The organism is Pseudomonas sp. NPDC079086 (assembly GCF_044542155.1).
Taxonomy (GTDB): Bacteria; Pseudomonadota; Gammaproteobacteria; order Pseudomonadales; family Pseudomonadaceae; genus Aquipseudomonas.
On the sequence record NZ_JBITTY010000002.1, the window covers coordinates 1,022,394 to 1,047,172 of the forward strand.

Genomic DNA, 24,779 nt, shown 5'->3' on the forward strand with positions numbered 1-24,779 from the left:
CCAGTGTAACGGTGCAAAGGCCGCTGCGAACGCCCCTACAATTTTCTTTCAAGCTGAAAGCCTGGTGAAAGCTTGACCCCATAGCATCGGTTTCAGGTGGCTCGACCCACCGACCTGAACGACTGACGCAGTGGTGCGCAGCCGTGACAAAAACAACAATGGAGACCACAGGATGCCGACTGCATCAAATCGGGCACTTTCGCCTGTTCACCTGCTCAGCCTGGCTATCAGCACGGCCCTGCTTGCCCCCGCAGCCAACGCCGACTTTGTCGCCGACAGCAAGGCAAGCCTGACCACCACCAATATCTACCTCAATCGCGACTTCCGTGAAGGTACAAGCAGCCAGCAGAACAAGCGCGACGAATGGGGTCAGGGCTTTCTCCTCGACATCCAGTCCGGCTACACCGAAGGCACTGTCGGCTTTGGTTTGGACGCCATGGGTATGCTCGGCGTCAAACTAAACTCCGGCGGCGGCAGTACCGGCACCGACCTGCTGCCTGTGCAGGACGATGGTGGCACCCCAGATCAATTCGGCCGCCTGGGCCTGACGGCCAAGGTCAAGGTCTCCAATACCGAGCTGCGCTACGGCTCGCACATTCCTGAACTGCCCGTGGTCAAGGCCAGCGACAGCCGCCTGCTGCCGCAGGTATTTGAAGGCGGTTTGCTGACTTCGTCCGAATTGGACCGACTGACCTTTACCGGCGGGCGTTTGGACAAAGTGATCGACCGCGCCTCGACCAACTCCGAAGAGCTGATCCTCAACAGCAAAAATCGCCGCTTCGCCGGCGGCATCACCGCTGACCATCTGGATCTGATGGGCCTCGACTACCAGTTCGCCAAGGGCCTCACCGGGCGTTACTACTTTGCCGATCTCGACGATATTTACCGTCAGCACTTCTTCGGCCTGCTCGCCAGCCAGCCTCTCGGCAGCGGCAACCTGAGTGCCGATGTACGCCTGATGCTGAGCAAAGACAGCGGCGCGGCGAACGCCGGAAAAGTCGATAACCGCGCCTTCAACGCCATGCTCAGTTACGCCATCAAGGGCCACAAACTGGGCCTGGGCTTCCAGGACATGAGCGGCGACACCGGTTACGCCTATATCGATGGCAGCGACCCGTTCCTGGTCAACTTCGTGCAGATCAACGACTTCGCCAATGCCGACGAGCGCTCCTGGCAGGCCCGTTACGACTATGACTTCGGCAAGCTCGGGGTGCCCGGCCTGAGCTTTATGACCCGCTACATCAAAGGCAGCGATGCGCAAATTGCTGGCAGCGACGACACCGGCGGTGAGTGGGAGCGCGACATCGAGGTCAAGTACGTGGTGCAGAGCGGCCCGCTGAAAGATGTCTACGTGCGCCTGCGTAACGCCAGTTTCAAATCCGACTTCGCCCGCGATGCGGACGAGAACCGCGTCATCGTCGGCTACACGTTGCCGATCTGGTAAACCACAATAAGAGTTCAGAGGAACACACCATGAAAACTGCCTTTACTCGCATTGCCCTGGCTACCGCTTGCATGGCCTTTGCCGGCCAACTACTGGCTGCGGAACCGAAGCGCCCAGAATGTATTGCCCCGGCCAAACCCGGTGGCGGCTTCGACCTGACCTGCAAACTGGCTCAAAGCGGCCTGAAAGACGAAGGCCTGCTCAAGTCACCGATGCGCGTCACCTACATGCCCGGCGGTGTCGGCGCTGTTGCCTACAACGCGGTGATTGCCCAGCGCGCTGATGATCCAGGCACCATCACTGCGTTTTCCAGCGGCTCACTGCTTAACCTGGCGCAAGGCAAATTCGGCCGTTACGACGAAACCGGTGTGCGCTGGCTGGCCGCCGTCGGCACTGACTACGGTGCCATCACCGTGCGTGCCGACTCGCCCTACCAGAACCTTGATGATCTGGTGCAAGCGCTGAAAAAAGACCCAGGCAGCATCGTTTTCGGCGCCGGCGCCACCATCGGTGGGCAGGACTGGATGCAAACTGCACTGATCGCTCGCCTCGCAGGCATCGACCCGAAAAACCTGCGTTACGTTGCCTTTGAAGGCGGCGGCGAAACCCTAACCGCCATGCTCGGCGGCCATGTACAGGTCACCAGTAGCGGCCTGGGTGAAGTCACCCCGCAACTGGCAGCGAAGAAAGTACGCATCCTCGCCGTGCTCGCCGATGAGCGTCTGCCGGGCAAGCTGGGCGATATCCCGACTGCTAAAGAGCAGGGCTATGACATCAGCTGGCCGGTTATTCGTGGTTTCTACATGGGCCCAGAGGTTAGCGACGAGCAGTTCAACTGGTGGAAACAGCAGTTCGACACCCTGCTGGCCAGCGAAGATTTCGCCAAGCTGCGTGAACAGCGCGACCTGCTGCCCCTGGCAGTCACCGGTGATGAGCTGAAAGCCCTGGTCTTCAAGCAAGTTGAAGAATACAAGGCATTGGCAGGCGAGTTCGGCCTGGTTCAGTAAGGAAGCTACTGCGCTCGGTAATGCAGCGTTGGAAAGCGGCTCGGACGGTGGCCTCGGCCACCGAACGCCCAAAGGGCGGCCCGACAGGGCGAGCCTTGCGAGTCATGCTCATTTACATTCGTAAACTGCGCTTTCTCGCCGCTTTCCGCCTTGCCGTCCCTTCGCTCGTAACGCTTCCGCCTTCTGTGTATTTTCAACTAGGTAATTCGCCATGTACGTTCGCCTGTTCGCCGCGATCTGGCTGTTGTTTTGCGCCGTTCTCGCCGTTATTGCCTGGGGCTTCCAGGCACCCTTCGCCTACGACCCGGTGGGTCCGCGCGCCTATCCCTTGCTGCTGCTGGCCCTGATGTCGGCCGGCAGCCTGTGGCTACTGTTCAAGCCAGGCCTGCTCGAACAAACCTTCAACCGCAAAGCCGCCCTGCGTGCCACGTTGTGCGTGCTGACCTTGCTGGCCTATGCCGTGCTGTTTGAAACCCTTGGTTTTGTCATCAGCACTGCCTTGGCCGCTTTCGCCCTTGGCCTGCTATTTACCGGCCGCCTGATTCCTTGCGCCATCAGCGCCGTGCTGATGGGCGTGTTGCTGTATGTCCTGTTTGACTACCTGCTGGATGTGCCGCTGCCCCTCGGCCTGTTCGAAGCCTTTGTGGAGAGCTGAAATGGAAACCCTGAATTTCTTGATGCAAGGCTTTGATGTCGCCACCCGCCCGGAAAACCTGTTGATGGCGCTGTTCGGTGCCTTTGTCGGCACCATCGTCGGCATGCTCCCAGGCCTTGGCCCGATCAACGGCGTGGCCTTGCTGCTGCCGCTGGCTTTCGCCCTTGGCCTACCACCGGAAACCGCACTGATCCTGCTGGCCGCCGTGTACCTGGGCTGTGAATACGGTGGGCGTATTTCTGCCATTCTGCTCAACGTGCCCGGCGATGCTGCGGCGGTGATGACCACCCTTGATGGTTATCCGCTGGCCCGCCAAGGCAAAGCCGGGATAGCCCTATCGTTGTCGGCGGTCAGCTCGTTTATCGGCAGCATCATCGCCACCTGCGCCGTGGTGCTGTTTGCGCCACTGCTGGCGAAATGGGCGGTGGCCTTCGGCCCGGCCGAATACTTCGTACTGATGATCTTCGCCATTGCCTGCCTCGGCGGCATGGTCGGCGACAAACCGATGAAAACCCTGATGGCTGCGTTGATCGGTCTGGCCCTGGCCACGGTCGGCGTCGACTCCACCACCGGCGTATACCGCTTCACCTTTGACAGCGTCAGCCTGTCCGACGGCATCCAGTTCGTCATCGTGGTGATCGGTTTCTTCAGCGTTAGTGAAGTACTGCTGATGCTGGAAAAAACCCACAACGGCCAGAAAGCCGTGAAAGCCAGCGGTCGCCTGCTGTTCAACTTCAAAGAGTTCACCTTCACCTTCTGGACCATGGTGCGCAGCGCCGTAGCAGGCTTCGTCATCGGCACTCTGCCCGGTGCCGGTGCGACCATCGCCAGTGCCATGACCTACATGAGCGAGAAGCGCATGGCCGGTGCCAACGGCAAGTTTGGCGAAGGCGACCTGCGTGGCCTGGCCGCACCGGAAGCCGCCAACAACGCTTCGGCCTGCGGCTCGCTGATCCCCATGCTGACCCTCGGCGTGCCGGGCTCGGGCACCACTGCGGTGATGATCGGCGCGCTGACCCTGTACAACATCACCCCCGGCCCGCTGCTGTTTGAACAGCAGCCTGACGTGGTGTGGGGCCTGATCGCCTCGCTGTTTATCGGCAACGTAATCCTGCTGGTGATGAACATTCCGCTGGTTGGCCTGTTCTCACGCATGCTCAGCGTGCCTAACTGGGTATTGGTACCAGCGATCACCGTGATCAGCATGGTTGGCGTCTACGCGGTGCACAGCACCACCTTCGATCTGGTACTGATGATCGGCCTCGGCGTATTCGGCTACATCCTGCGCAAACTGGATTTCCCGCTGTCGGCCTTGATCCTGGGCTTCGTCCTCGGTGAGCTGATGGAAGACAACCTGCGCCGCGCCCTGTCGATCTCAGCCGGTGACTTGAACATCCTCTGGCACAGCCCGATCAGCCTGTGTCTGTGGGCGCTCACCGCGCTGATGCTGGCCCTGCCGGGCCTGCGCTGGTGGCGTGCGCGTCGCACGGCGCGCCTGGCCAATGCCTAAGCTGCCTGTGCTCACCGACTGGCAAAGCTGGTGGGCCACTCCGCTGGTAGGCCTTGCCGGCGGCACCCTGGCCAGCCTGATTGGCTGGCCTTTGCCGTGGATCATCGGTTCACTGCTGGCAGTCATCGCGGCACGCTGCAGCGGCTGGCTGATCAGCGAAGTGCCTGGCGGGCGCAAGACCGGCCAGTGGCTGGTATCCAGCGCCATTGGCCTGCATTTCACCAGTGAAGTGCTCGGCCAGCTGCTGAGTCACTTCGGTGTCATCTTGCTCGGTGCATTGCTTACTTTGCTGCTGAGCCTGATTGGCATCATCGTGTTGCGCCGCGCCGGCCTCGACCGCGCTACCGCGTTCTTCGCGAGCATGCCTGGCGGCGCCAGCGAGATGGTCAATCTGGCCCAGCGACATAACGCTGAAACCGCCAAGGTGGCGGCAGCCCATAGCCTGCGGTTGCTGTTGGTGGTGCTGCTGATTCCAGCGATTTTCACCTGGAGCTTGCCACCCATCACCCCACCGCTGCCGGCTCCAGTGAGCTGGCCATGGCTGGCACTGCTGTTACCTGGCGGCGCGCTGCTGGCTTGGTTGTGGGGCCGCTTAGGTCAGCCCAACCCCTGGATGCTTGGCCCGCTGACCGTTTGCGCAGTGGCCAGCGTCAGCTTTGACCTGCACCTAAGCTTGCCTGCGGGTCTTGGCCAGGTCGGTCAATGGCTGATCGGCTGCGCATTGGGTTGCCACTTCGACCGCAACTTCTTTCGCAGCGCACCCGGTTTTCTCGCGCGCATCCTGCTGTTCTGCCTACTCGCCATGCTCGCCGCTGCCGCATTGGGCCAGGGCCTGGGCTGGCTGGCCGGGGAAAGCCAGAACGCGCTGATGCTCGGCATGATGCCCGGCGGCATTACCGAGCTGTGCCTGACCGCCGAAGCCCTGCAACTCTCAGTGGCAATGGTCACCGCCCTGCAGGTGCTGCGATTGTTTCTGGTGATGTTCCTCGCCGAGCCCTTGTTCAGATTCTGGCAGCGCCGCTGAAAACGCATTAACGACCACGTTTAGCCCGCCTTGTGCGGGCTCTTTTTGCCGGCTTCACCAACAGTTTTTGTTTAACAGATATGTCCGCCACCACGCAGGCGCATTGCGCAGGGGTACTCTCAGGCCTGGCTTAACGAGGCATTGTCTATGACTGTACTGCGCTGGCCCACCGCAAAATCCCTGCTGCTATTGCTCTGCCTGAGCCTACTGGTCACAGCCTGCAGCCGCCTGGGGCTGGCCTACCGGAACCTGGACTGGCTGGTGCCCTGGCGGCTGAACGACTACCTGAACCTCAACAGCCAGCAACAGGCCTGGCTCAAGCCCCGCTTGCAGACACACCTGCAATGGCACTGCAACGTCGAGCTACCGCGCTATATCGACTGGCTGCACATCACCGAGAGTATCCTCAAGCAGCCACAGCCGGACAGCAGCCAGCTACTTGAGCAATTCACCCAGTTTGATGCCGCGCTCAAACGCATTAGCGTCGAGATCACCCCTACCGCCATCGAACTGCTGCAGAGCCTGAGCGAACAGCAGGTCAACGAGTTATATGCCGCGCTGGATGAGGACAACCTGGAAGACCGCCAGGACTTTCTCGACCCGCCGCTAACCACCCAGATCAGCGAGCGCCAGACGCGTATGCAGGAACGCCTGCAGCCCTGGCTAGGCCGCCTGAACAGCGTCCAGACGGAACATATCGCCGACTGGGCCAATAGCTTGGGCGAGCAAAACCGCCTGTGGCTGGAGAATCGACAACGGTGGCAGGCCGAGCTGCGCACGGTGGTTGCCGAACGCGACAGCGCCGACTTTGCCGAGCAACTGACCCGTCTGCTGCAGCAGCGCGAGCGTTTCTATAGCGACGAATACCGCGCCAGTTATGGCCGCTCACGCCAGGCAATGGCTACGCTATTCAGCCAACTGCTAAGCAGCAGTGATACGACTCAACGCGAGCGTCTGAGCCACCGCTTGCGCGACCTGCGTCGCGATCTTGACGAGCAGCAGTGTAAAGCCGCTTAACAGGTTGTCAGGCCTCGGGTAAGCGCCAGTCGATCGGGCTCAGCTCATGTTGCTGCAGGAACTTGTTGGTACGGCTGAAATGACCATTGCCGATAAAGCCACGGTGCGCTGATAGCGGCGAAGGGTGTACAGATTTCAACACCAGGTGCTTGCTGGTATCGATGAGTTTTTCCTTGCTCTGCGCGTGCGCGCCCCACAGCAGGAATACCAGACGCTCCTGCTGCTGACTGACCACCTCGATCACCTTGTCGGTAAAGGTTTGCCAGCCGATCTTGGCATGAGAGCCGGCGATGCCATGCTCCACCGTCAATGAGGTGTTGAGCAGCAGCACACCCTGCTCCGCCCAATGCTGCAGGTTGCCGTGGCTGGGGATGTCGATATTCAGGTCGCGCTTGAGCTCTTTGTAGATGTTCACCAGCGAAGGCGGCGTTTTCACCCCAGGCTGCACGGAAAAGCACAGGCCATGGGCCTGACCCTCGCCGTGATAAGGGTCTTGGCCAATCACCACTACCTTGACCTGAGCCAGCGGCGTGGAGTTGAGCGCATTGAATATCAGCGCACCAGGCGGATAAATCTGCTTGCCTGCGGCTTTCTCGGCCCGCAGAAAGTCACCCAACTCGCGCATATAGGGCTTCTCGAACTCTTCATGCAGAGCGGCCTTCCAGCCAGCTTCGAGTTTGACGTTATCTGCAGCGCTCATGCCGGTTTCCTGCTTATTCCAACGGAAGCGGCACGCTAAGGAAGGCATCCAGGCAAGTCAAGGCAAACGGCATTGCAGCGCCGGTTGTAGCGCCAGGTGATACATGGGATTGTTGTATTTGCGCCGAGGGATGGTACGAAGAGATGGATGCTGAAACTCAGCCAACCTTCTCAAGCAAACAGGTCCAGGGGCTTCTGCATTACGCAAGCACTGGCCTAGACTATGAAAAAAGCAAAGGCCATTACCGTGCTATCACGCCCGCTGATATCAATAGTCTTACTGTGTCTACTTAGCCTGCCATTACAGGCCAAGCCACTGCTACGCGTCCTGACATGGCCAGGCTATGCCGATGCGGACTTAGTTGAAGCCTTTGCCGAGCGCTATGACGCCGACGTAGAAGTCACCCTTGTCGGCAACGATGACGAGTTGCGGCTTAAGCTGAGCAAAGATGGCGGTATGCATTACGACGTAATTGCCGCCAACACCTCCGAAATCAACTACTTCGTTCAGCAGCAGCTGCTGCAACCCTTGCGCCTGGCAAATTTGAACAATCGCAACGGTCAACTCCAACAGTTTCGTCAACTCAACGACATACCCGGTTTAATGCATCAGGGGCAGGCCTATGGAGTCCCTTATGTCTATGGCGAGATGGGGCTGATCTATAACCGTAAGATGATGGACCGCCCACCGAACTCGATTGACAGCCTTTGGGACCCGCAATGGCAGGGTCAAGTGCTGGCCTACGACGGCAGCAGTCACAGCTTTTCGCTGGCCCGCCAAGCCCTTGCTAAACCACCCTTCGCCATACCCAACGAAGAAATGACCGCCGCTGTAACCAAGCTGATTGAGCTGCGGCGTAACGTGCTGAGCTTTTACAGCCTGCCGGAAGAGTCGGTTAGCCTGTTCATGCAAAACTCCGTTGCCTTGATGTATGCCAACTACGGTCGCCAGCAACTTAAGCTGTTGCAGGATGCAGGCGCCGATGTGGGTTACGTGATCCCCCGGGAAGGTGCATTTGCCTGGCTGGACTGTTGGGCAATTACTCGCACTACGCCCAACCGTGATCTGGCTGAGCAATGGATCAACTACAGCCTTGAGCCAAAAGTCAGCGGGGCATTGACTGAACGCCAGGGCCTGGAAAACACCCTGCGAACCCTGCACGCCTCAAATGCCCCCATGAACCTGATTTGGCTTCAGTCTGTGGCAAACGCAGAACTGCGCGCCAAACTCTGGCAATCCATACTCGCCGGCGAACGCCCGGAAAACGTGGTTCAACCTTGAAACTCAGCATCGGCAACAAGCTCACCGTACTGCTCTGCTTGTTCGGCTTGCTGCTCAGCGGGCTTGCCAGTTACTACTCCCTGAGCAGCAGCAAGCAAATCCTGATAGCTGCTGCCAAGCGCGACCTTCTGGTGGCCAATCAAGTATTGGGGCGCAATCTGCAGATCAGCCTGGAAAATTTCGCCAATGACCTCAAGGTACTCAGCACCCAGTCACAACCGGTTGATGTGCTTGCAGACATGCCAAGGAGCAACAAAGAGTTTGCGGAGTTAACTCAGCTATTTACCTCCATGCTCAACGCCAACCCCGAGTACCAGCGTATTCGCCTGATCGACGCGAAAAACCATGGACTAGAGCGCATCAACGTTGATCGCAACGGCCCTGCCTCCAGCAGCGCTTTACAAGAAAAAGGCCACTTCCCCTATGTGTTTAAAACGCTGAAATTAATGCCGGGGCAGCTGTTTTTTTCTGAGATAGCTCCTTCGCGCCTTGATCCGGACAACGTGCTAACACTTCACCTCGCCAGCCCTATCTGGAGCGATGACCAGCAAGTGCTCGGCCTGTATAGTACTGAGCATCAATATCAAGAAGCTGTTCAGCCGTCTGCAGCGCGAGCTGCCCGACTACTATCAGTTGTTTCTGGCCAACAGTCAGGGCGAACTGCTGCTCAACCCTGAGCGCAACAAGTCCCAGGCCAACGGCCAAGGCCCCAGCGTGATGATTCAAACCCAGCTGCCGGAACTGCTGGCTCTGCTTGAAGGACAAAGCGGCAACATGCTCAGTACCCTGCCAGCCAAACGTGAGCAACCAACGCGGCTAGCGGCCTTTACCACCGTCAGCATCGAAGCTGAGAGCAAGCATTTGCTACTGGGCCTGGCAGTACCCGAGGAACATATCCTCGCAGCATCCCGCGAACTCGATCAGCGCCTGATACAAATCATTATGGCGCTCAGTTTGATCACCCTGCTGCTCTCACTGTGGCTTGCGCGCAACATGATTCGACCACTGAATCAAATAGGCTTGGCGATCGCCCACTTCAGCGAAGACCTCAGCCTGCAGCCACTGCCAACCGAGCGCGGTGACGAACTCGGCAAGTTGGCCCGGAATATCCGCGCCATGCAGGAGAAAATCCTCACGCAGATCATCGAACTCAACACCAACCAACAAGAGCTGCAGCGCATGGCGCACAACGATCCGTTGACCGGCCTACCCAATCGCCGCCTGTTTTTCGATCGCCTGCAACACGCCATCAACAACGCAGAGCGCAACGGCAAGTTGTTAGGCCTACTCTATGTAGACCTCGATCACTTTAAGGAAATCAACGACACCCATGGCCATGCCGCCGGCGATGAAGTACTGGATAACATTGCTCACTTGCTCGCCTCGGTGACCCGCAGTGGCGACACAGTGGCCCGTTTAGGCGGTGATGAGTTTGTCATACTCTTCGAGGAGGTTGAGAGCCGCGCCACCCTGCTCGGTATTGCCCAGAAGTTATTGGCCTTGCTGCAAAATCGCCTGTTGATCGATGGCAAAGATCTGCAGGTACGCGCAAGCCTCGGCATCAGCATTTACCCGCAAGACGGTAGGGATGCGCAAACCCTGCTACAAAATGCCGACCGCGCCATGTACAGCTCTAAGCGCAGTGGCCGCAATACCATCACCAGCGCCTAGCAATAGTCGAAAGCAGTCATGCATCTTTGCGCAACTCCCTAGCCCTGATGCAGCGCACGGTAGTGACTGGGCGCCATGCCCACCACTTTGCGAAACAACCGCGAGAAGTAATACACATCGTCATAACCCAGCTGCTCGGCGACCTGACGAATGCCCTGCTCACCTTCGTCGAGCAGACGACAGGCGTAGGCCATTTTCAGTTGGATAAAGTCCTGAATCGGCGCATGGCCGGTCAGGGCGCGGTAGGTCTTGGCGAAGTGAAAGCGCGACAGTTTGAACTGCGCGGCCAGCTCATCAAGATTTAGCGAATCATGCAGATGGGCGCGCATCACCGCCTGCACCGCATCCACATCCAGTACCCGCCCGGACTTCAAAGTGGTGCGCGCCGGCAGCACAGCCAGGGAGGTGAGCAGCACCTGCAACTGGTGCGCAGCATGAACGAAATGCGCCTGGTTAAGCCCCTGCTTGCGCAAGTTAAGCAAGGCGTCGAACTCTGCAAGCAAGCGCGGCTGCACCCCAATCCGCCACAGCGGCCCCTTGCCCAGGGGCTTGAGAAAATCCGCTACCAACTCGCCATCAAAATGCACCCAGTACAGCGTCCAGGGCTTGTCCACGTCCGCGCCATAGGCGTGCATCACGCCTTTCGGCAACAGCAGCAGATCGCCACCACTGACAGCTAATCGTCCATCCGCCGTCTCCAGCCAACCCTGCCCAGCACGGCAGTAGATCAGCAGATGATCCTCCGGCTGCGGACGATGCATGCGATGCCCCGCAGCCTGCGGGTAGAAGCCCAGAGCCAGGGGGTAGCAGTCTTGCGCCAATGGGTTTTTAGCCAGCAGGCGGCGCAGCCGGGGCGGCGTGATAAAGCGCACGCCGTTGGCCGGCAGTGGCCAGTTGGAGGTATCGACCTGCGCGTTCATAGGCACCTGGCTACTGATTCAATCCCAAGATAGTCCATCTGCAGACCAAGATCGTCAATCCACAAAGCCGAGTAAGGCGGCTATAACACTGACAAAACAACAATCGGACCTCAGGTCCCGCGTGGAGAAAACAATGGCCAAGGCAATCGCGCAGTTGATCGACGGTGAATGGCGCGAAAGCCGCGCCCGTGAATTTATCGAAGTCACCGATCCGGCGACCCAGGAAGTTCTCGCGCTGGCACCCAAGGCCACCGCCGAGGAAATCGAAGCGGCGATTGCCAGTGCCAAGGCAGCCTTCCTGACTTGGCGCGAAGTGCCAGTCTCCGACCGCGCGCGGGTGATGCTGCGTTACCAGCACTTGCTCAAAGAACACCATGACGAGCTGGCGGAAATTCTCGCTGGGGAAACCGGCAAGACCCTGGCCGATGCCAAGGGCGATGTCTGGCGCGGTATCGAGGTGGTCGAGCAGGCCTGCAATATCGCCAGCCTGATGATGGGCGAGACCATGGAGAACGTGGCCCGCGACATCGACACCGCCAGCTGGATTCAGCCGCTGGGCGTATGCGTCGGCGTCACCCCGTTCAACTTCCCGGCGATGATTCCGCTGTGGATGTTTCCCCTGGCCATCGCCGCCGGCAACACCTTTATTCTCAAGCCGTCCGAGCAGGACCCGCTGACCCCCAATCGCCTGGCTGAGCTGTTTATCGAAGCTGGCGCGCCCAAGGGCGTATTGCAGGTGCTGCACGGCGCGCGCGAAGTGGTCGACAGCCTGCTGACCCATCCGGATATCCGCGCCATCTCCTTCGTCGGTTCGGTGCCGGTTGGCCAGCACATCTACCGCACCGGCACCGCGCACCTGAAGCGCGTGCAGGCCTTTGCCGGAGCGAAGAACCATATGGTGATCATGCCTGACGCCAACAAGCAGCAGGTGCTGAGCAACCTGGTCGGCGCCAGTTGCGGCGCGGCTGGGCAACGTTGTATGGCGATCAGCGTGGCAGTCTTTGTCGGCGAATCGAAGCAATGGATCGACGAGCTGCGAGCGCAGATGGCCGATCTGCAGCCCGGCTACTGGACCGACGGCCACGCCGCCTTCGGCCCGCTGATCAGCCAGCAAGCGAAACAACGCGTACTTCGGCTGATCGCCGAAGGCAAAGCGGAAGGCGCCGAATGCCTGCTGGACGGCTCGCACTGCGCGGTAGAGGGCTACCCCAACGGCAACTGGATCGGCGCCACACTGTTTCGCGGCGTGACGACCAAGATGAGCTTGTACCGCGAGGAGATCTTCGGCCCGGTGTTGGTGTGCATGGAAGTCGACACCCTGGAAGAAGCCATCGAACTGATCAATGCCAGCCCTTACGGCAACGGCACTTCGATCTTTACCCGCTCCGGCGGCGCGGCGCGGCATTATCAGCACGCAGTGGAAGTTGGCCAGGTCGGCATCAACGTACCAGTGCCGGTGCCGCTGCCGTTCTTCTCCTTTACCGGCTGGAAGGGTTCGTTCTACGGCGACTTGCACGCTTACGGCAAACAAGGCGTGCGTTTCTTTACCGAAACCAAGACGGTCACCAGCCGCTGGTTTGATGAAGACTCCGTAGCCGGCGCAAATATGACCATTCAGTTGAAATGAGAAGGGTGTCGGCCCTGTTAGACCAATAGACGATCTCAACAATTAGTCGAATGGCGTAAAAAGTTCTCCGAGTTCCAACAACAAGAACAAGGAGAACTGCCATGCAACGATTGACTACCGCCCTGGCCCTCTGGGCCGGGCTTACCGCCTGTGCGCAAGCGGCTGAGCCGATTACCCTCGGCCTCAACTACCCACGCACCGGCCCTTACAAGGAAGAAGGATTGGCACAGATGCGCGGAGCCTTGCTGGCCATCGACGAACTTAACGCCCAGGGCGGTGTGCTCGGACGTACGCTGCGGTTGTCGAGCAAGGACACCGCATCGCGTCCAGCCAAGGCGGTTAAGAACGTCGACAAGCTGGCCAGTGAAGGCGCTGCCATGCTGTTTGGCGGATCAAGCAGCGCGGTGGCCATCGCCTCGGGCAAGCGCGCCGCAGAACATGGCCTGCTGTATTTCGGCACCCTCACCTACTCCAACGACACCACCGGCAAGGATGGCCATCGCTACATGTTCCGCGAGTGCAACAACGCCTGGATGAGCGCGCGGGTGCTGGGGCAATACCTGAGCAAGAACCTGCCGAACAAGCGTTACTTCTACATAACCTCCGATTACACCTGGGGCCACACCACCGAAAGCTCGTTGCGCCAGACCACCGGCAGCGAAAACAGCGGCCAACATCCGGGGCTCAAGGTGAGCTTCCCCGGTGCGCGCCTGGCCGATTACCAAGACGCCCTGACTCAGGCCGCCGCCAGCAATGCCGAAGTGCTGGCACTGGTGCTGTTCGGCGAAGACCTGGTGCGCGCCATGCGCATCGCCAAGGATCTGGGCCTGACCGAGCGCATGCAGATCGTGGCGCCCAACCTGACCCAGAGCATGGTCGAGCAAGGCGGCCCCGGCCTGATGGAAGGCGTGATCGGCACCGAACCCTGGACCTGGCGCGTACCGGCGCTGGAGAAATCCGTGCGCGGCGAAGCCTTCGTTAAAGACTTCAGCGAGCGCTATGCAATGTACCCGTCCAGCTCTGCGGCGTCGGCGTACAGCATCGTCTATCAGTGGGCCGATGCCGCCAAACGCGCGGGCAGCCTGGACAGCGAAGCGCTGATCAAGGCCCTGGAAGGCCACAGCTATCAGCTGCTCAAGGGTCAACAAACCTGGCGCACCCTCGACCACCAGAACCTGCAGACGGTGTATGCCGTCAAAGTCAAAGAACGCGCCGAGGTGCTCAAGGACCCGCTCAAGCAAGACTACTTTGAAATCGTCGATCGTCTCGACGCCACCCAAGCGGCACCCAGCCTCGCCGAATGGCAGGCCGAACGACGCGCCGCCGGGCAACCCCTGACCCTGCAATGAGGACTTATGGATTTCGAACTCAGCGATGAACAACGCCTGCTGGTAGACAGCGCCCGACAATTCGCTAGCCGTGAACTGGCCCCGCATGCCGCCGATTGGGACCGCGACCACCACTTCCCGGTGGATGTGATCAAGCGCGCCGCCGAGCAGGGCTACCTGGCGCTGTATATCAATGAAGACGATGGCGGCCTGGGCCTATCCCGGCTATCCGCCTCGCTGATTTTCGAGCAGTTGTCGGCCGGCTGCATCGCCACCACGGCGTTTCTGACCATCCACAATATGGCCTCGTGGATGCTCGCCTCCTTCGCCGATCAGGCGCTGAAGGATGCTTGGCTGCCGCGCCTGGTCAGCGGCGAATTACTGGCCTCCTACTGCCTGACCGAGCCAGACGCCGGCTCCGACGCCGCGCACCTACGCACCCGCGCCAAACGTGACGGCGATGACTACGTGCTGGACGGTAGCAAGTGCTTTATCTCCGGCGCAGGCTCCACCGATGTGCTGATCGTGATGGCGCGCACCGGCGAGGAAAGCGGCGCCAAGGGCGTGTCCTGCTTCCTGGTGCCGGCCGACGCCGAGGGCGTCAAATACGGGCGCAATGAATTGAAGATGGGATGGCGCGCCCAGCCGACCCGCACCATCACTTTCGAAGGTGTACGTATTCCCGCCGGCAACCGCATCGGCCCTGAGGGCCAGGGCTTTGTCTACGCGATGAAGGGTCTGGATGGCGGCCGCATCAATATCGCCAGCTGCTCGCTGGGCGCTGCACAAGCGGCGCTGGAGCAATCGCTGCGCTACGTCGAAGAGCGCAAGCAATTCGGCAAGCCACTGAGCGATTTTCAGTCCCTGCAATTCAAACTCGCCGACATGCTTACCGACCTGACCGCCAGCCGACAGATGGTGCGCCTAGCCGCGCACAAGCTGGATCACGGTCACAGCGAAGCCAGCCTGTATTGCGCAATGGCCAAGCGTTTTGCCACCGACCACTGCTTCACCCTGTGTAACGAAGCGCTGCAACTGCACGGCGGCTACGGTTACCTCAACGACTACCCGCTGGAGCGCTGGGTACGTGACAGCCGCGTGCACCAGATTCTGGAAGGCACCAACGAGATCATGCGAGTGATCATTGCCCGCCGCCTGCTGGATCAGGGCGGCATGCTGGATCGCTTGCTGTAACCCTTTGCCTAGGGCGGTTGCCCCGCCCTGCATGACTGACATGAGGACACCCATGAGCCACGCCATCGAGCCCTACAACCCCGGTGTATTCGACCTGACCCACAAGCTCACCGTGGAAAAGCACGGGCATACCGCGCTAATCACCATCAACCAACCGCCGGCCAATACCTGGGACCGCGATTCGCTGATCGGCCTCAAGCAGCTGATCGAACACCTCAACCAGGATGATGATATCTACGCCCTGGTGATCACCGGCCAGGGCGGCAAGTTCTTCAGCGCCGGCGCCGACCTCAAGCTGTTCGCCGATGGCGACAAGGCCCGCGCCCGCGAAATGGCCCGCCGCTTCGGCGAGGCCTTCGAAGCGTTGCGCGATTTCCGCGGCGTATCGATTGCCGCGATCAACGGCTACGCCATGGGCGGCGGCCTGGAATGCGCCCTGGCCTGCGATATCCGCATCGCCGAACGCCAGGCGCAACTGGCCCTGCCAGAAGCCACGGTGGGCCTGCTGCCCTGTGCCGGCGGCACCCAGCACCTGAGCTGGCTGGTCGGCGAAGGCTGGGCCAAGCGCATGATCCTCTGCGGCGAACGCATCGAGGCAGAAACCGCGCTGCGCATCGGCCTAGTCGAGCAAGTGGTCGACAGCGGCGAAGCCGGTGGCCACGCCCTGCTGCTGGCGGCCAAGGTTGCGCGGCAAAGCCCGGTGGCGGTACGCACCATCAAACCGCTGATCCAGGGCGCCCGCGAACGCAGCCCGAATACCTGGCTAGCGGAAGAACGCGAGCGCTTTGTCGACCTGTTCGACGCCGACGATACCCGCGAAGGGGTAAACGCCTTCCTGGAAAAACGCGACCCGCAGTGGCGCAATAAGTAATCCGTAGGATGGACCCACGATGAATGTAATTTTCGAAGAACGCCCGGCCCAGCACGGCATGCGCATCGGCATCGCCAGCCTGGATGCCGAGAAGAGCCTCAACGCCCTGTCGCTGCCGATGATTGAAGCGCTGGATGCCAAGCTCAAGGCCTGGGCGGACGATCCGAGCATCGCCTGCGTAATGCTGCGCGGCAACGGCCCCAAGGCGTTCTGCGCCGGCGGCGACGTGGTGCAGCTGGTGCATCAGTGCCGCGAACTGCCGGGAGAAATTCCGCCCCTGGCGCGGCGATTCTTTGCCGATGAGTACCGCCTCGATCACCGCATCCATACCTACCCGAAACCCTTTATCTGCTGGGCCCACGGCCATGTACTGGGCGGCGGCATGGGCCTGATGCAAGGCGCCGGTATCCGCATCGTCACCCCAGGCAGCCGCCTGGGCATGCCGGAAGTAAATATCGGCCTGTACCCGGATGTTGGTGGCAGCTGGTTCCTCGCGCGCCTGCCGGGCAAGCTCGGCCTGTTTCTCGGCCTGACCGCCAGCAGCATCAACGCCCGCGACGCGCTGGATCTGGACCTGGCCGACCGCGTACTGCTCGACAGCCAGCAGGACGATTTACTTAACGGTCTGGCCCAGCTCAACTGGCAGGAACAGAGCCCGCAACAGCTGCACAGCCTGCTCAAGGCTCTGGAAAATCAGGCCCTAGCCGAACTGCCAGAAGCGCAGTGGCTGCCGCGCCGAGCGCGCATTGACGAATTGCTCGATACCGCTGATCTGCCTCACGCCTGGCAGACGATCAGCGCCTTGCAAGGCGATAGCGACCTGCTGCTGGCCCGCGCCGCCAAAACTCTGGCCGGCGGCTGCCCGCTGACCGGGCATCTGGTGTGGGAACAGATCAAACGCGCCAAGCAGCTGTCCCTGGCCGAAGTATTCCAGATGGAATACGCCATCAGCCTGAACTGCTGTCGCCACCCGGAATTCCCCGAAGGCGTGCGCTCGCGACTGATTGACAAGGATCACGCGCCACGCTGGCATTGGCCGGATGTGGCGAACATTCCGCAGCAGGTGATCGACGCACACTTCGCCCCAGCCTGGGACGGCGTCCACCCACTGGCGGACTTGTAACCGATAACGGCCACTTTTCAGCGCGACAGGAGCATAACAATGACAACAATCGCTTTTATCGGCCTCGGCCATATGGGCCTGCCCATGGCGCGCAACCTGCTCAAGGCCGGCTTTAACCTGAGGGCCTTCGACCTGCTGCAAGCAGCCGTCGAGGACTTGGCCAAAGACGGCGCCCAAGCTGCCAGCAGCGCGCTGGACGCGGTGCAGGATGCCGATGTGGTGGTCAGCATGCTGCCGGCCAGCCGCCATGTTGAAGGCCTGTACCTGGGTGATAACGGTCTGCTGGCCGCGATCAAACCCGGCAGTCTGGTACTGGAATGCTCGACCATTGCCCCGGAAGCCGCACGCAAGGTGCATCAAGCGGCGGCAGCGCGCAGTATCGAACTGCTCGACGCCCCAGTATCCGGCGGCACGGCGGGGGCGGCAGCCGGCACCCTGACCTTTATGATCGGCGGCGCAGCCAACACTTTGGAAAAAGCCCGCACAATCTTCGAAGCCATGGGCAAGAACATCTTCCACGCTGGCCCCGATGGCGCAGGGCAAGTGGCCAAGGTGTGCAACAACCAGGTGCTGGCGGTGCAGATGATTGCCACCGCCGAAGCCATGGCCATGGGCGTGGCCAATGGTTTGCAGCCAGCCGTACTGGCCGAAATCATGCGCCAGAGCTCAGGTGGCAACTGGACGCTGGAGAAGTACAACCCCTGGCCCGGTGTGATGGAAAACGCCCCCGCCTCGAAAGGTTACAGCGGCGGCTTTATGGCCGAGCTGATGGCCAAAGACCTCGGCCTCGCACAGGAAGCCGCTCAAACCAGCGGCAGCAGCACGCCCATGGGCGCGCTGGCGTTGCAGCTGTATCGCCTGCTGCTTAAACAGGGCAAGGGCAAGCAGGACTTCTCGGTGGTGCAGCAGCTGTTTGTTGAGTAGGTGTATGCCGTAGGCGGGCCATGCCCGTAGCCTTCAAGCACGGCTACAGGCTGCTCCTAAATCAACAAATGGCTAACCTCTGCAGACAACAAAAAGCCGCAGCGAGCTGCGGCTTTTCTATTTAGCGCTTCCGCCACTCAGCGCTCGCGCAAGGCCTCAGAGCGCGCACGAAGAATTGGTTTAAGCAAGTAACTGAGCACGCTCTTCTTGCCAGTGATGATATCCACCGAAGCAACCATGCCGGGAATAATCAACAGCGGGTGCTCATCGCTACCCAGATGACTCTTGTTGGTACGCAGCTTGATCACATAAAAGCTGTTGCCATCATCATCGGTCACCGTGTCAGCACCGATCTGTTCGAGTTCAGCCTTGAGCCCGCCATAAATGGTGTAGTCATAGGCGGTGAATTTGACCATGGCCTCCTGCCCTGGATGCAGGAAGGCGATGTCCTGCGGACGAATCCGCGCCTCGACCAGCAGGTTCTCACCCAGCGGCACGATTTCCACCAGGTCGCTACCCGGCTGGATCACCCCGCCGATGGTGGTGACCAGTAGTTGTTTAACGATGCCGCGTACCGGCGAGATCACCAGAGTGCGGTTGACCCGATCTTCCAGCGCCTTGCCGGTTGACTGGATTTTGCTCAGCTCGGTGCGCGCCTCGTTGAGCTCGGTCAGCGCCTCGCTGCGAAAACGCCCACGGGTTTCATCGATCTTGCGCTCGACTTCCTTGATCGCCGACTCGGCGCGCGGTATCGCCAGAGTAGTGGCCTCCAGCTGGCCGCGCGCCTCCACTTCGGCACGTTTGAGGCGCAGTACCTCCACCTGGGAAATTGCGCCTTGGGCCACCAGAGGCTCGGACATCTGCACTTCCTGACGCAGCAAACTGAGGCTATTGCGGAACTGCCCCTGCTTGGAGGCAAACTCGCGCAGTTCCTGTTGGCGCTGAATCAACTGCTCTTCCAGGCCAGCTACTTCATCGAGCAATTGCTGTTTGCGGCTGTTGAATAACTGAATTTCGTTATCCGCCTGCCTCGGCACCTTCTCGCGCACTTCATCGGCCACCACCAGCTCGCGGTCCTGCACTTCGGCGCTCAGACGCTCCACGCGCAGCAGTAGGGCCAGGCGATCTGCCTCGGTTTCGCCGACGTTGGAGGCAAAGCGCGTGTCATCGAGGCGTAACAGCGGATCGCCCGCGTCGACAATCTGCCCTTCACGAACAAACAGCTCGGCGACGATGCCGCCTTCGAGGTTCTGGATTTTCTGCAGCCGCGAGGACGGAATCGCCTTGCCATCGCCACGGGTCACTTCATCGACCACGGCGAAGTTAGCCCACAGCAGGCAGAACACTACAAAGGCAATCAAGCCCCAGATGGTGAGCCGCACCACCCTTGGAGCGTCTTCGATCAACGCCTTGTTGACCTCCGGCAGCGGTTCATCACCCAGCTCATCGTGACTGCCGAAATAGGCGGCAACAGCCTGACGCAGGCTCCTTTTCTCAGGCGCTTTAGCTGACACTGATCTGCCCCTTCTTCAGCGCTTCCATCACACTACTTTTTGGCCCGTCGGCGATGATCTGCCCACGGTCGACAATGACCAGCCGGTCAACCAGGCTAAGCATCGAGGCGCGGTGGGTCACAAGCAGCAGGGTCTTGGTGCCAATCACCGCAGACAAGCGCTGCTTGAGGCGTTCTTCGCCGGTGTTATCCATGGCACTGGTTGGTTCATCAAGCAGCAGAATCGGCGGATCGAGCAATAACGCGCGCGCCAGGGCGACGTTCTGCCGCTGACCGCCGGAGAGGTTCTGGCCACGCTCGCCAACCTGCAACTCGTAGCCTTTTGGGTGCAACCGGGCAAATTCGTGCACACCTGCCAATTCGGCGGCCTGCAACACCAGTTCGTCTTCGACATAACGCGCACCGGACACCAGATTGTCGCGCAGGGTACCGCTGAATAGCTGAATATCTTGCGGCACATAGCCAATGTTATGCCGCAGATCGCTGACATCTAGCTGACGTACATCGATGCCATCGACCAGCAGGCTGCCGCCATCGGGCTGATACAGGCCGACAATCAGCTTGGCCAACGAGCTTTTGCCCGAGCCACTGCGACCGATGATGCCAATTTTCTCACCCGGCCGAACAACCAGATTGATCCCTAGCAGAGCGGCCTGCTGCTGATCCGGATAATGGAAATCCAGCTGACGAAACTCGATGGCGCCTTGCAACGACTGGCGCTTGAGCGGGCGTTCATCCGCGTGGCGTTCCTGCGGCAGCTCCATCATCTGGTTGACCGAATCCAAGGTCACCCGCGCCTGCTGATAGCGGGTCAGCAACCCGGAAATCTGCGTCAACGGCCCCAGCGCGCGGCTGCTAAGCATGTAGCAGGCAATCAGCCCGCCCATGCTCAGGTTGCCGTCGATGATCTGGTACACACCGAGCACGATCACCACCACACCCGCCAGTTGCTGCAGCAGCATGGTGCCGTTCATCGCCAGACTGGAGAGCATGCGCGCACGCAACTCCAAACGGCTGAGGGTGCCAATGGTCTGCTCCCACAGATATTGACGCTCGCTCTCGGCGTTATTCACCTTAACCGCATCCAACCCGGCCAAGCTCTCGATCAGGCTCGATTGACGCTCACCGGCCAGGGCCATGGTGCGTTGCATGGTCTCAGCCAGCGGGCGCTGCAAGGCCCAGCCGATCAAGGCCACCAGCGGGAATGCGAGCACCGGAATCCACACCAGATGGCCACCGATCATGGCGATCACCGCGAGAATCAACAGAGTAAACGGTAGGTCGATGACGCTGGCCAATGTTAGCGAGGCGAGAAAGTCGCGCAGGCTCTGAAATTCGTGAATGTTCTGCGCAAAGCTGCCGACCCGCGCCGGGCGAAACTTCATGGCCATGCCGACGATGCGCTCGAACAACGTGGCGGAGATGATCAGGTCGGTCTTCTTGCCCGCCAGGTCGAGGCACAACCCGCGCAGGGTCTTCAGCAACAAGTCGAAGCAGAACACCCCGGTGATGCCTATCGACAACACCCACAGAGTGGCTTCGGCCTGATTGGGCACGACGCGGTCGTACACGTTCATCACGAACAGCGGCGTGGCCAGGCCGATCAGGTTGATCAGAAAACTTGCCGCTATGGCATCGATATACAGCCAGCGTGAGCGTTTGAGGGTGTCACGAAACCAGGACGTGGCGCGCGGGATCAGCTCACCACGGTTGAAATCGAATTTGTGCTGCGGCTGGGCAAAGAACACCCGCCCACTGTAATCCTCAGCTAGCACCTCGGCACTGACGCGCACCTCACCACCTTCGCTTTCGCTGGGCATGATGCGCGCGCGACCCTGGTCATCCCAACCCAGCAGAATGGCGCTGCGACCGTCGTGCAGCAGCAACAAGGCTGGCATGGCCAGGGCCGGAATTTTCTCCAAAGCCCGGCGTAACCAGCGTCCCTGCAACCCCGCCCGCGCCGCCGCGCGCGGCAACAGCTCGGCACTCAAGCGTTGCTCCGGCAGTGGCAAGCCTGCAGTGAGCATCGCGCGGCTGACCGACTTCTGGTGCAGGCCGCACAGCGACAACAGGCTGTCGAGCAGAGGGTCGTCGTAGCGATCACGCGGATCACTACGGGTTTGCATCGGGCTTGGGTCTACTGCCACTAGGTTTTACTCATCAACGACTGGGCTCAGTGCTCAATTTAGCCCGGGCAAGTTTACCTGGGCCTTCACTTCGTCCAGCGGCGCAGCGGCCATTGGCGCGACTACACCCTGACTCTTGAGCAGGGAGCCCATGGTGGCCTTGATCCGGTATTGAGTAAACAGCTCGGTGAAACGCACTTCCTCAAGACGGCGCGCGGCGGTGAACAGCTCGTTCTCACTGTCGAGCAAATCCAGCAGAGTACGATCACCAAGACCGAACTGCTTCTGGTAGGACTCGCGCACGCGACTGCTGTAGTCAACGTACTGCTGGGCAATCGGCAACTGCTGGCGGGCATTTTCTAGGGCGTTCCAGGCCAGACCGAGGTCTTCATTTAATACGCGCAGAGCGTTGTTGCGGATATCCATCGCCTGGTTGGTCTGATAGGCCTTGGACTGCAAATCAGCCTTGTTGCTGCCACCGGCAAACAGGTTGTAGCGCATACGCAGCATGGCCTGCCACTCGTTGCTATGACCGCTGACACCATCCACATTGTTGTCCATACCGCGCGACAACTCGGCATCAAAGCGCGGGTAGAAGCTCGACTTGGCTGCTTCGTACTGCTGTTCGCTGGCCTGAACATCAGCCTCAGCCGAACTCAGGAACGGGTTGTTGGCGAGCATTTCCTGACGCGCAGCTGGCAGGCTTTCCGGCAGGTGACCCGCCAGACCGGCCGGCGGACTCAGCTCGCTGGCATCACTACCGACCACACTAAAATAGTTGACCCTTGCATCCGCCAGGTTGGTCTGTTCGGTAATCAAATTGTTGCGGGCCTGAGCCAGACGCGCCTCGGCCTGATCGAGGTCGGCAGTGCGCCCTACTCCACTCTGGCTACGCAGAGTGATCTGGTCATAAATACGTTCGTGGCTGGCTAGGTTAGTCTCAGCCAGCCGCACCAATTCCTGGCGAGTTAGCACATCTAGATAAACCTGCGCCACAGTAAGCGCGGTGCGCTCAGAGGTACCCAGCAATTCATAAGCACGGGCATTCACCGTAGCGCGCTGGCGGCCGACCTCACTGCTGGTAGCAAAGCCGTCGAATAGCATCTGCTGCACTCGCAGGCTCGACTCACCGCGATTTAGCGTTTCAGTGTTGTGGTTCTGCCCGCGGGTACCCGGACTGTCGGTGCCTTCACGACCATAGCCCGCCAGCAAGTCAACCCGCGGTAGGTAACCGCCCTTGGCGGCCTTCATCTGTTCTTCAACCGACAAGCGCGCATTAATCCCCGCTTGGATCTCCGGATGCACCTCAAGGGCGCTTTGCATGGCTTGATTCAGCGTTTGGCCATGAGCAGCCATCGATACCGCAAGAGCAAGAGGGAACAGTGCAAAAAAACGCATTGAATGGAATTCCTTTCAGGCTGGGCTAGTGACTTAGAGCAACGAAGAGGCGACGCGCTTGACGCAAAGTGGCGCAAGATACATAAACAGCCGACAGAACGTGACACGCCTCACACTAGAGACAAGCCAATATCAAAGTGACATCAGCGCGCACATTGTTTATTATCGCGAGCACTCGGTCAATAGTTTGGCATATGTGTAATTCCATAATGGAATAAGCCAAATTTATGACGACATTATTTTGTCAGACAAGCAGCACTCAACGCAAAGCATTGCTTCACTATATTCAACGCTTTACCGCGCCCATACCGGAGCCCGTTTTATGAGCACTATCGTCGCCATCGTAAAAAGCCTTGTAGGCCAAGTTTTTGCCGTTTCCCTTGACGGCCTCAAGCGCCAAATATTCGAAGGCGAGCGCCTGCTCATGGGCGAACAGGTCATGACTGGCCTGGGTGGCGAAGTGACCCTGCAACTGGCTAATGGCGAGCTGGTCAACGTTGCGCAGAACAGCAACTGGCAGGCCCCCGCCAACGAGGCGCCGGCTGACGATAATAAAGTCGAGCCCAACCCTAGCCTGGAACAGGCCCTGGCAGCCGGTTTCGACCCTACCACCGACCTTGAGGCTACAGCCGCAGGCCCAGGTGGAGGCACGGGCGGTGCCGCAGGCGGCGGGCATAGCTTTGTATTGCTGGGGGAGACTGGGCAGCAACTGGAAGCAAACATTGGCTTTGAGACATCCAATTTGGGCCTAAACGGTACAGCCCAGGACGAGCTGCTCGCCACTGGTGAACAGGCAGCCCAGGCAACGGTAGCTAATACCCCCCTGGACACCACAGCCCCTGGCGCACCAAGCGTGGTACTGGCCAACGATAGCGGTACCAGCACCACTGACCTGATCACTAATAATGGCTCACTGATAGTTGGCGGCATCGAGCCCGGCGCCCTGGTCGAATACAGCACCGACGGTGGAACGACTTGGAACACTGTATTCACACCAAATGAAGGCAGTAACACTGTTTTGGTTCGCCAAACAGATCCATCTGGCAATACATCACCTTCTACGCCGTTGACCTTTACCCTCGACACCCAAGTCGCTGCGCCGACCCTCGCCCTCACCACCGACAGCGGTGTCGCCGGCGATCTGATCAGCAACGATGGCACCTACAGCGTCAGCGGCACCGAGCCTGGCGCCCTGGTCGAGTACAGCACCGACGGCACCACCTGGAGCACCACCGCACCCGTGGCCGTGGAAGGCAGCAACACCATTCAAGTGCGTCAGACTGATGTCGCCGGCAACACCTCGGCACCGTCCAGCCTGACCTTTACCCTCGACACCCAAGTCGCTGCACCGACCCTCGCCCTCACCACCGACAGCGGTGTCGCCGGCGATCTGATCAGCAACGATGGCACCTACAGCGTCAGCGGCACCGAGCCTGGCGCCCTGGT

At 60.1% G+C, this 24,779-nt stretch carries 21 protein-coding genes; 16 read left to right on the forward strand and 5 right to left on the reverse strand.

Going from position 1 to position 24,779, the window contains the following annotated elements; genetic code table 11:
* The first annotated feature begins 172 nt into the window (after window positions 1-172).
* From ACIGEK_RS14535 to ACIGEK_RS14560, 6 genes are all read left to right on the forward strand, one after another.
* On the forward strand, window positions 173-1,444 hold the full coding sequence (locus ACIGEK_RS14535; RefSeq protein WP_397493966.1) for an OprD family porin: 1,272 nt from the start codon (window positions 173-175) through the stop codon (window positions 1,442-1,444).
* Between the two features lie 29 nt (window positions 1,445-1,473).
* A complete protein-coding gene (locus ACIGEK_RS14540) occupies window positions 1,474-2,451 on the forward strand; it encodes a Bug family tripartite tricarboxylate transporter substrate binding protein (RefSeq protein ID WP_397493967.1) in 978 nt (325 codons plus the stop codon).
* A gap of 211 nt (window positions 2,452-2,662) precedes the next feature.
* Window positions 2,663-3,106 carry a tripartite tricarboxylate transporter TctB family protein gene (locus tag ACIGEK_RS14545; RefSeq protein WP_397493968.1) on the forward strand — a complete coding sequence of 148 codons (444 nt, stop codon included), beginning with the start codon at window positions 2,663-2,665 and terminating at the stop codon, window positions 3,104-3,106.
* A gap of 1 nt (window position 3,107) precedes the next feature.
* Window positions 3,108-4,616, forward strand: a complete 1,509-nt coding sequence (locus tag ACIGEK_RS14550) for a tripartite tricarboxylate transporter permease (protein ID WP_397493969.1) — start codon at window positions 3,108-3,110, stop codon at window positions 4,614-4,616.
* Complete coding sequence (locus tag ACIGEK_RS14555; RefSeq protein WP_397493970.1) at window positions 4,609-5,640, forward strand: AbrB family transcriptional regulator; 1,032 nt, start codon at window positions 4,609-4,611, stop codon at window positions 5,638-5,640. The genes ACIGEK_RS14550 and ACIGEK_RS14555 overlap by 8 nt, the downstream gene beginning before the upstream one ends.
* Window positions 5,641-5,787: 147 nt before the next feature.
* Entirely contained in the window at window positions 5,788-6,657 is an 870-nt protein-coding gene (locus ACIGEK_RS14560) for a DUF6279 family lipoprotein (RefSeq protein ID WP_397493971.1), read from the forward strand.
* A gap of 7 nt (window positions 6,658-6,664) precedes the next feature.
* Here ACIGEK_RS14560 and ung read toward each other — a convergent pair whose 3' ends face one another.
* Complete coding sequence (gene ung, locus ACIGEK_RS14565; RefSeq protein WP_397493972.1) at window positions 6,665-7,357, reverse strand: uracil-DNA glycosylase; 693 nt, start codon at window positions 7,355-7,357, stop codon at window positions 6,665-6,667.
* 222 nt (window positions 7,358-7,579) lie between these two features.
* On the opposite strand from ung, the gene ACIGEK_RS14570 reads away from it, so the two are divergent.
* The 3 genes from ACIGEK_RS14570 to ACIGEK_RS14580 all read left to right on the forward strand — a co-directional run bounded on the left by ACIGEK_RS14570 (window position 7,580) and on the right by ACIGEK_RS14580 (window position 10,309).
* Window positions 7,580-8,638, forward strand: a complete 1,059-nt coding sequence (locus ACIGEK_RS14570; RefSeq protein ID WP_397493973.1) for an extracellular solute-binding protein — start codon at window positions 7,580-7,582, stop codon at window positions 8,636-8,638.
* Complete coding sequence (locus ACIGEK_RS14575; RefSeq protein WP_397493974.1) at window positions 8,635-9,315, forward strand: PDC sensor domain-containing protein; 681 nt, start codon at window positions 8,635-8,637, stop codon at window positions 9,313-9,315. The genes ACIGEK_RS14570 and ACIGEK_RS14575 overlap by 4 nt, the downstream gene beginning before the upstream one ends.
* Before the next feature lie 265 nt (window positions 9,316-9,580).
* A complete protein-coding gene (locus ACIGEK_RS14580) occupies window positions 9,581-10,309 on the forward strand; it encodes a diguanylate cyclase domain-containing protein (protein ID WP_397494030.1) in 729 nt (242 codons plus the stop codon).
* Window positions 10,310-10,347: 38 nt separating this feature from the next.
* Here the strand turns inward: ACIGEK_RS14580 and ACIGEK_RS14585 are convergent, their stop codons facing one another.
* Entirely contained in the window at window positions 10,348-11,229 is an 882-nt protein-coding gene (locus ACIGEK_RS14585) for an AraC family ligand binding domain-containing protein (RefSeq protein WP_397493975.1), read from the reverse strand.
* A gap of 133 nt (window positions 11,230-11,362) precedes the next feature.
* Between ACIGEK_RS14585 and ACIGEK_RS14590 the strand changes: the two genes are divergently transcribed.
* The 6 genes from ACIGEK_RS14590 to mmsB all read left to right on the forward strand — a co-directional run bounded on the left by ACIGEK_RS14590 (window position 11,363) and on the right by mmsB (window position 18,296).
* A complete protein-coding gene (locus tag ACIGEK_RS14590; protein ID WP_397493976.1) occupies window positions 11,363-12,856 on the forward strand; it encodes a CoA-acylating methylmalonate-semialdehyde dehydrogenase in 1,494 nt (497 codons plus the stop codon).
* A 101-nt stretch (window positions 12,857-12,957) separates the two neighbouring features.
* Window positions 12,958-14,205 carry a substrate-binding protein gene (locus ACIGEK_RS14595; RefSeq protein ID WP_397493977.1) on the forward strand — a complete coding sequence of 416 codons (1,248 nt, stop codon included), beginning with the start codon at window positions 12,958-12,960 and terminating at the stop codon, window positions 14,203-14,205.
* A 6-nt stretch (window positions 14,206-14,211) separates the two neighbouring features.
* A complete protein-coding gene (locus tag ACIGEK_RS14600; RefSeq protein ID WP_269382945.1) occupies window positions 14,212-15,378 on the forward strand; it encodes an isobutyryl-CoA dehydrogenase in 1,167 nt (388 codons plus the stop codon).
* 52 nt (window positions 15,379-15,430) lie between these two features.
* Window positions 15,431-16,249 (forward strand): enoyl-CoA hydratase, encoded by an 819-nt coding sequence (locus ACIGEK_RS14605; protein ID WP_397493978.1) that lies wholly within the window; start codon window positions 15,431-15,433, stop codon window positions 16,247-16,249.
* Between the two features lie 19 nt (window positions 16,250-16,268).
* Window positions 16,269-17,372, forward strand: a complete 1,104-nt coding sequence (locus ACIGEK_RS14610; RefSeq protein ID WP_397493980.1) for an enoyl-CoA hydratase/isomerase family protein — start codon at window positions 16,269-16,271, stop codon at window positions 17,370-17,372.
* A gap of 39 nt (window positions 17,373-17,411) precedes the next feature.
* Window positions 17,412-18,296, forward strand: a complete 885-nt coding sequence (gene mmsB / locus ACIGEK_RS14615) for a 3-hydroxyisobutyrate dehydrogenase (protein ID WP_397493981.1) — start codon at window positions 17,412-17,414, stop codon at window positions 18,294-18,296.
* A gap of 137 nt (window positions 18,297-18,433) precedes the next feature.
* Here mmsB and ACIGEK_RS14620 read toward each other — a convergent pair whose 3' ends face one another.
* Genes ACIGEK_RS14620 through ACIGEK_RS14630 form a run of 3 tightly spaced genes read right to left on the reverse strand, consistent with a single transcriptional unit; the run spans window position 18,434 to window position 23,333 of the window.
* Window positions 18,434-19,780, reverse strand: a complete 1,347-nt coding sequence (locus tag ACIGEK_RS14620) for an HlyD family type I secretion periplasmic adaptor subunit (protein ID WP_397494031.1) — start codon at window positions 19,778-19,780, stop codon at window positions 18,434-18,436.
* Window positions 19,781-19,799: 19 nt separating this feature from the next.
* Window positions 19,800-21,935 carry a type I secretion system permease/ATPase gene (locus ACIGEK_RS14625; protein WP_397493982.1) on the reverse strand — a complete coding sequence of 712 codons (2,136 nt, stop codon included), beginning with the start codon at window positions 21,933-21,935 and terminating at the stop codon, window positions 19,800-19,802.
* 54 nt (window positions 21,936-21,989) lie between these two features.
* A complete protein-coding gene (locus tag ACIGEK_RS14630; protein ID WP_397493983.1) occupies window positions 21,990-23,333 on the reverse strand; it encodes a TolC family outer membrane protein in 1,344 nt (447 codons plus the stop codon).
* A 322-nt stretch (window positions 23,334-23,655) separates the two neighbouring features.
* Here ACIGEK_RS14630 and ACIGEK_RS14635 point away from each other — a divergent pair.
* Window positions 23,656-24,779 (forward strand): retention module-containing protein (locus tag ACIGEK_RS14635; protein ID WP_397493984.1); only part of this gene is annotated, 1,124 nt, incomplete at its 3' end.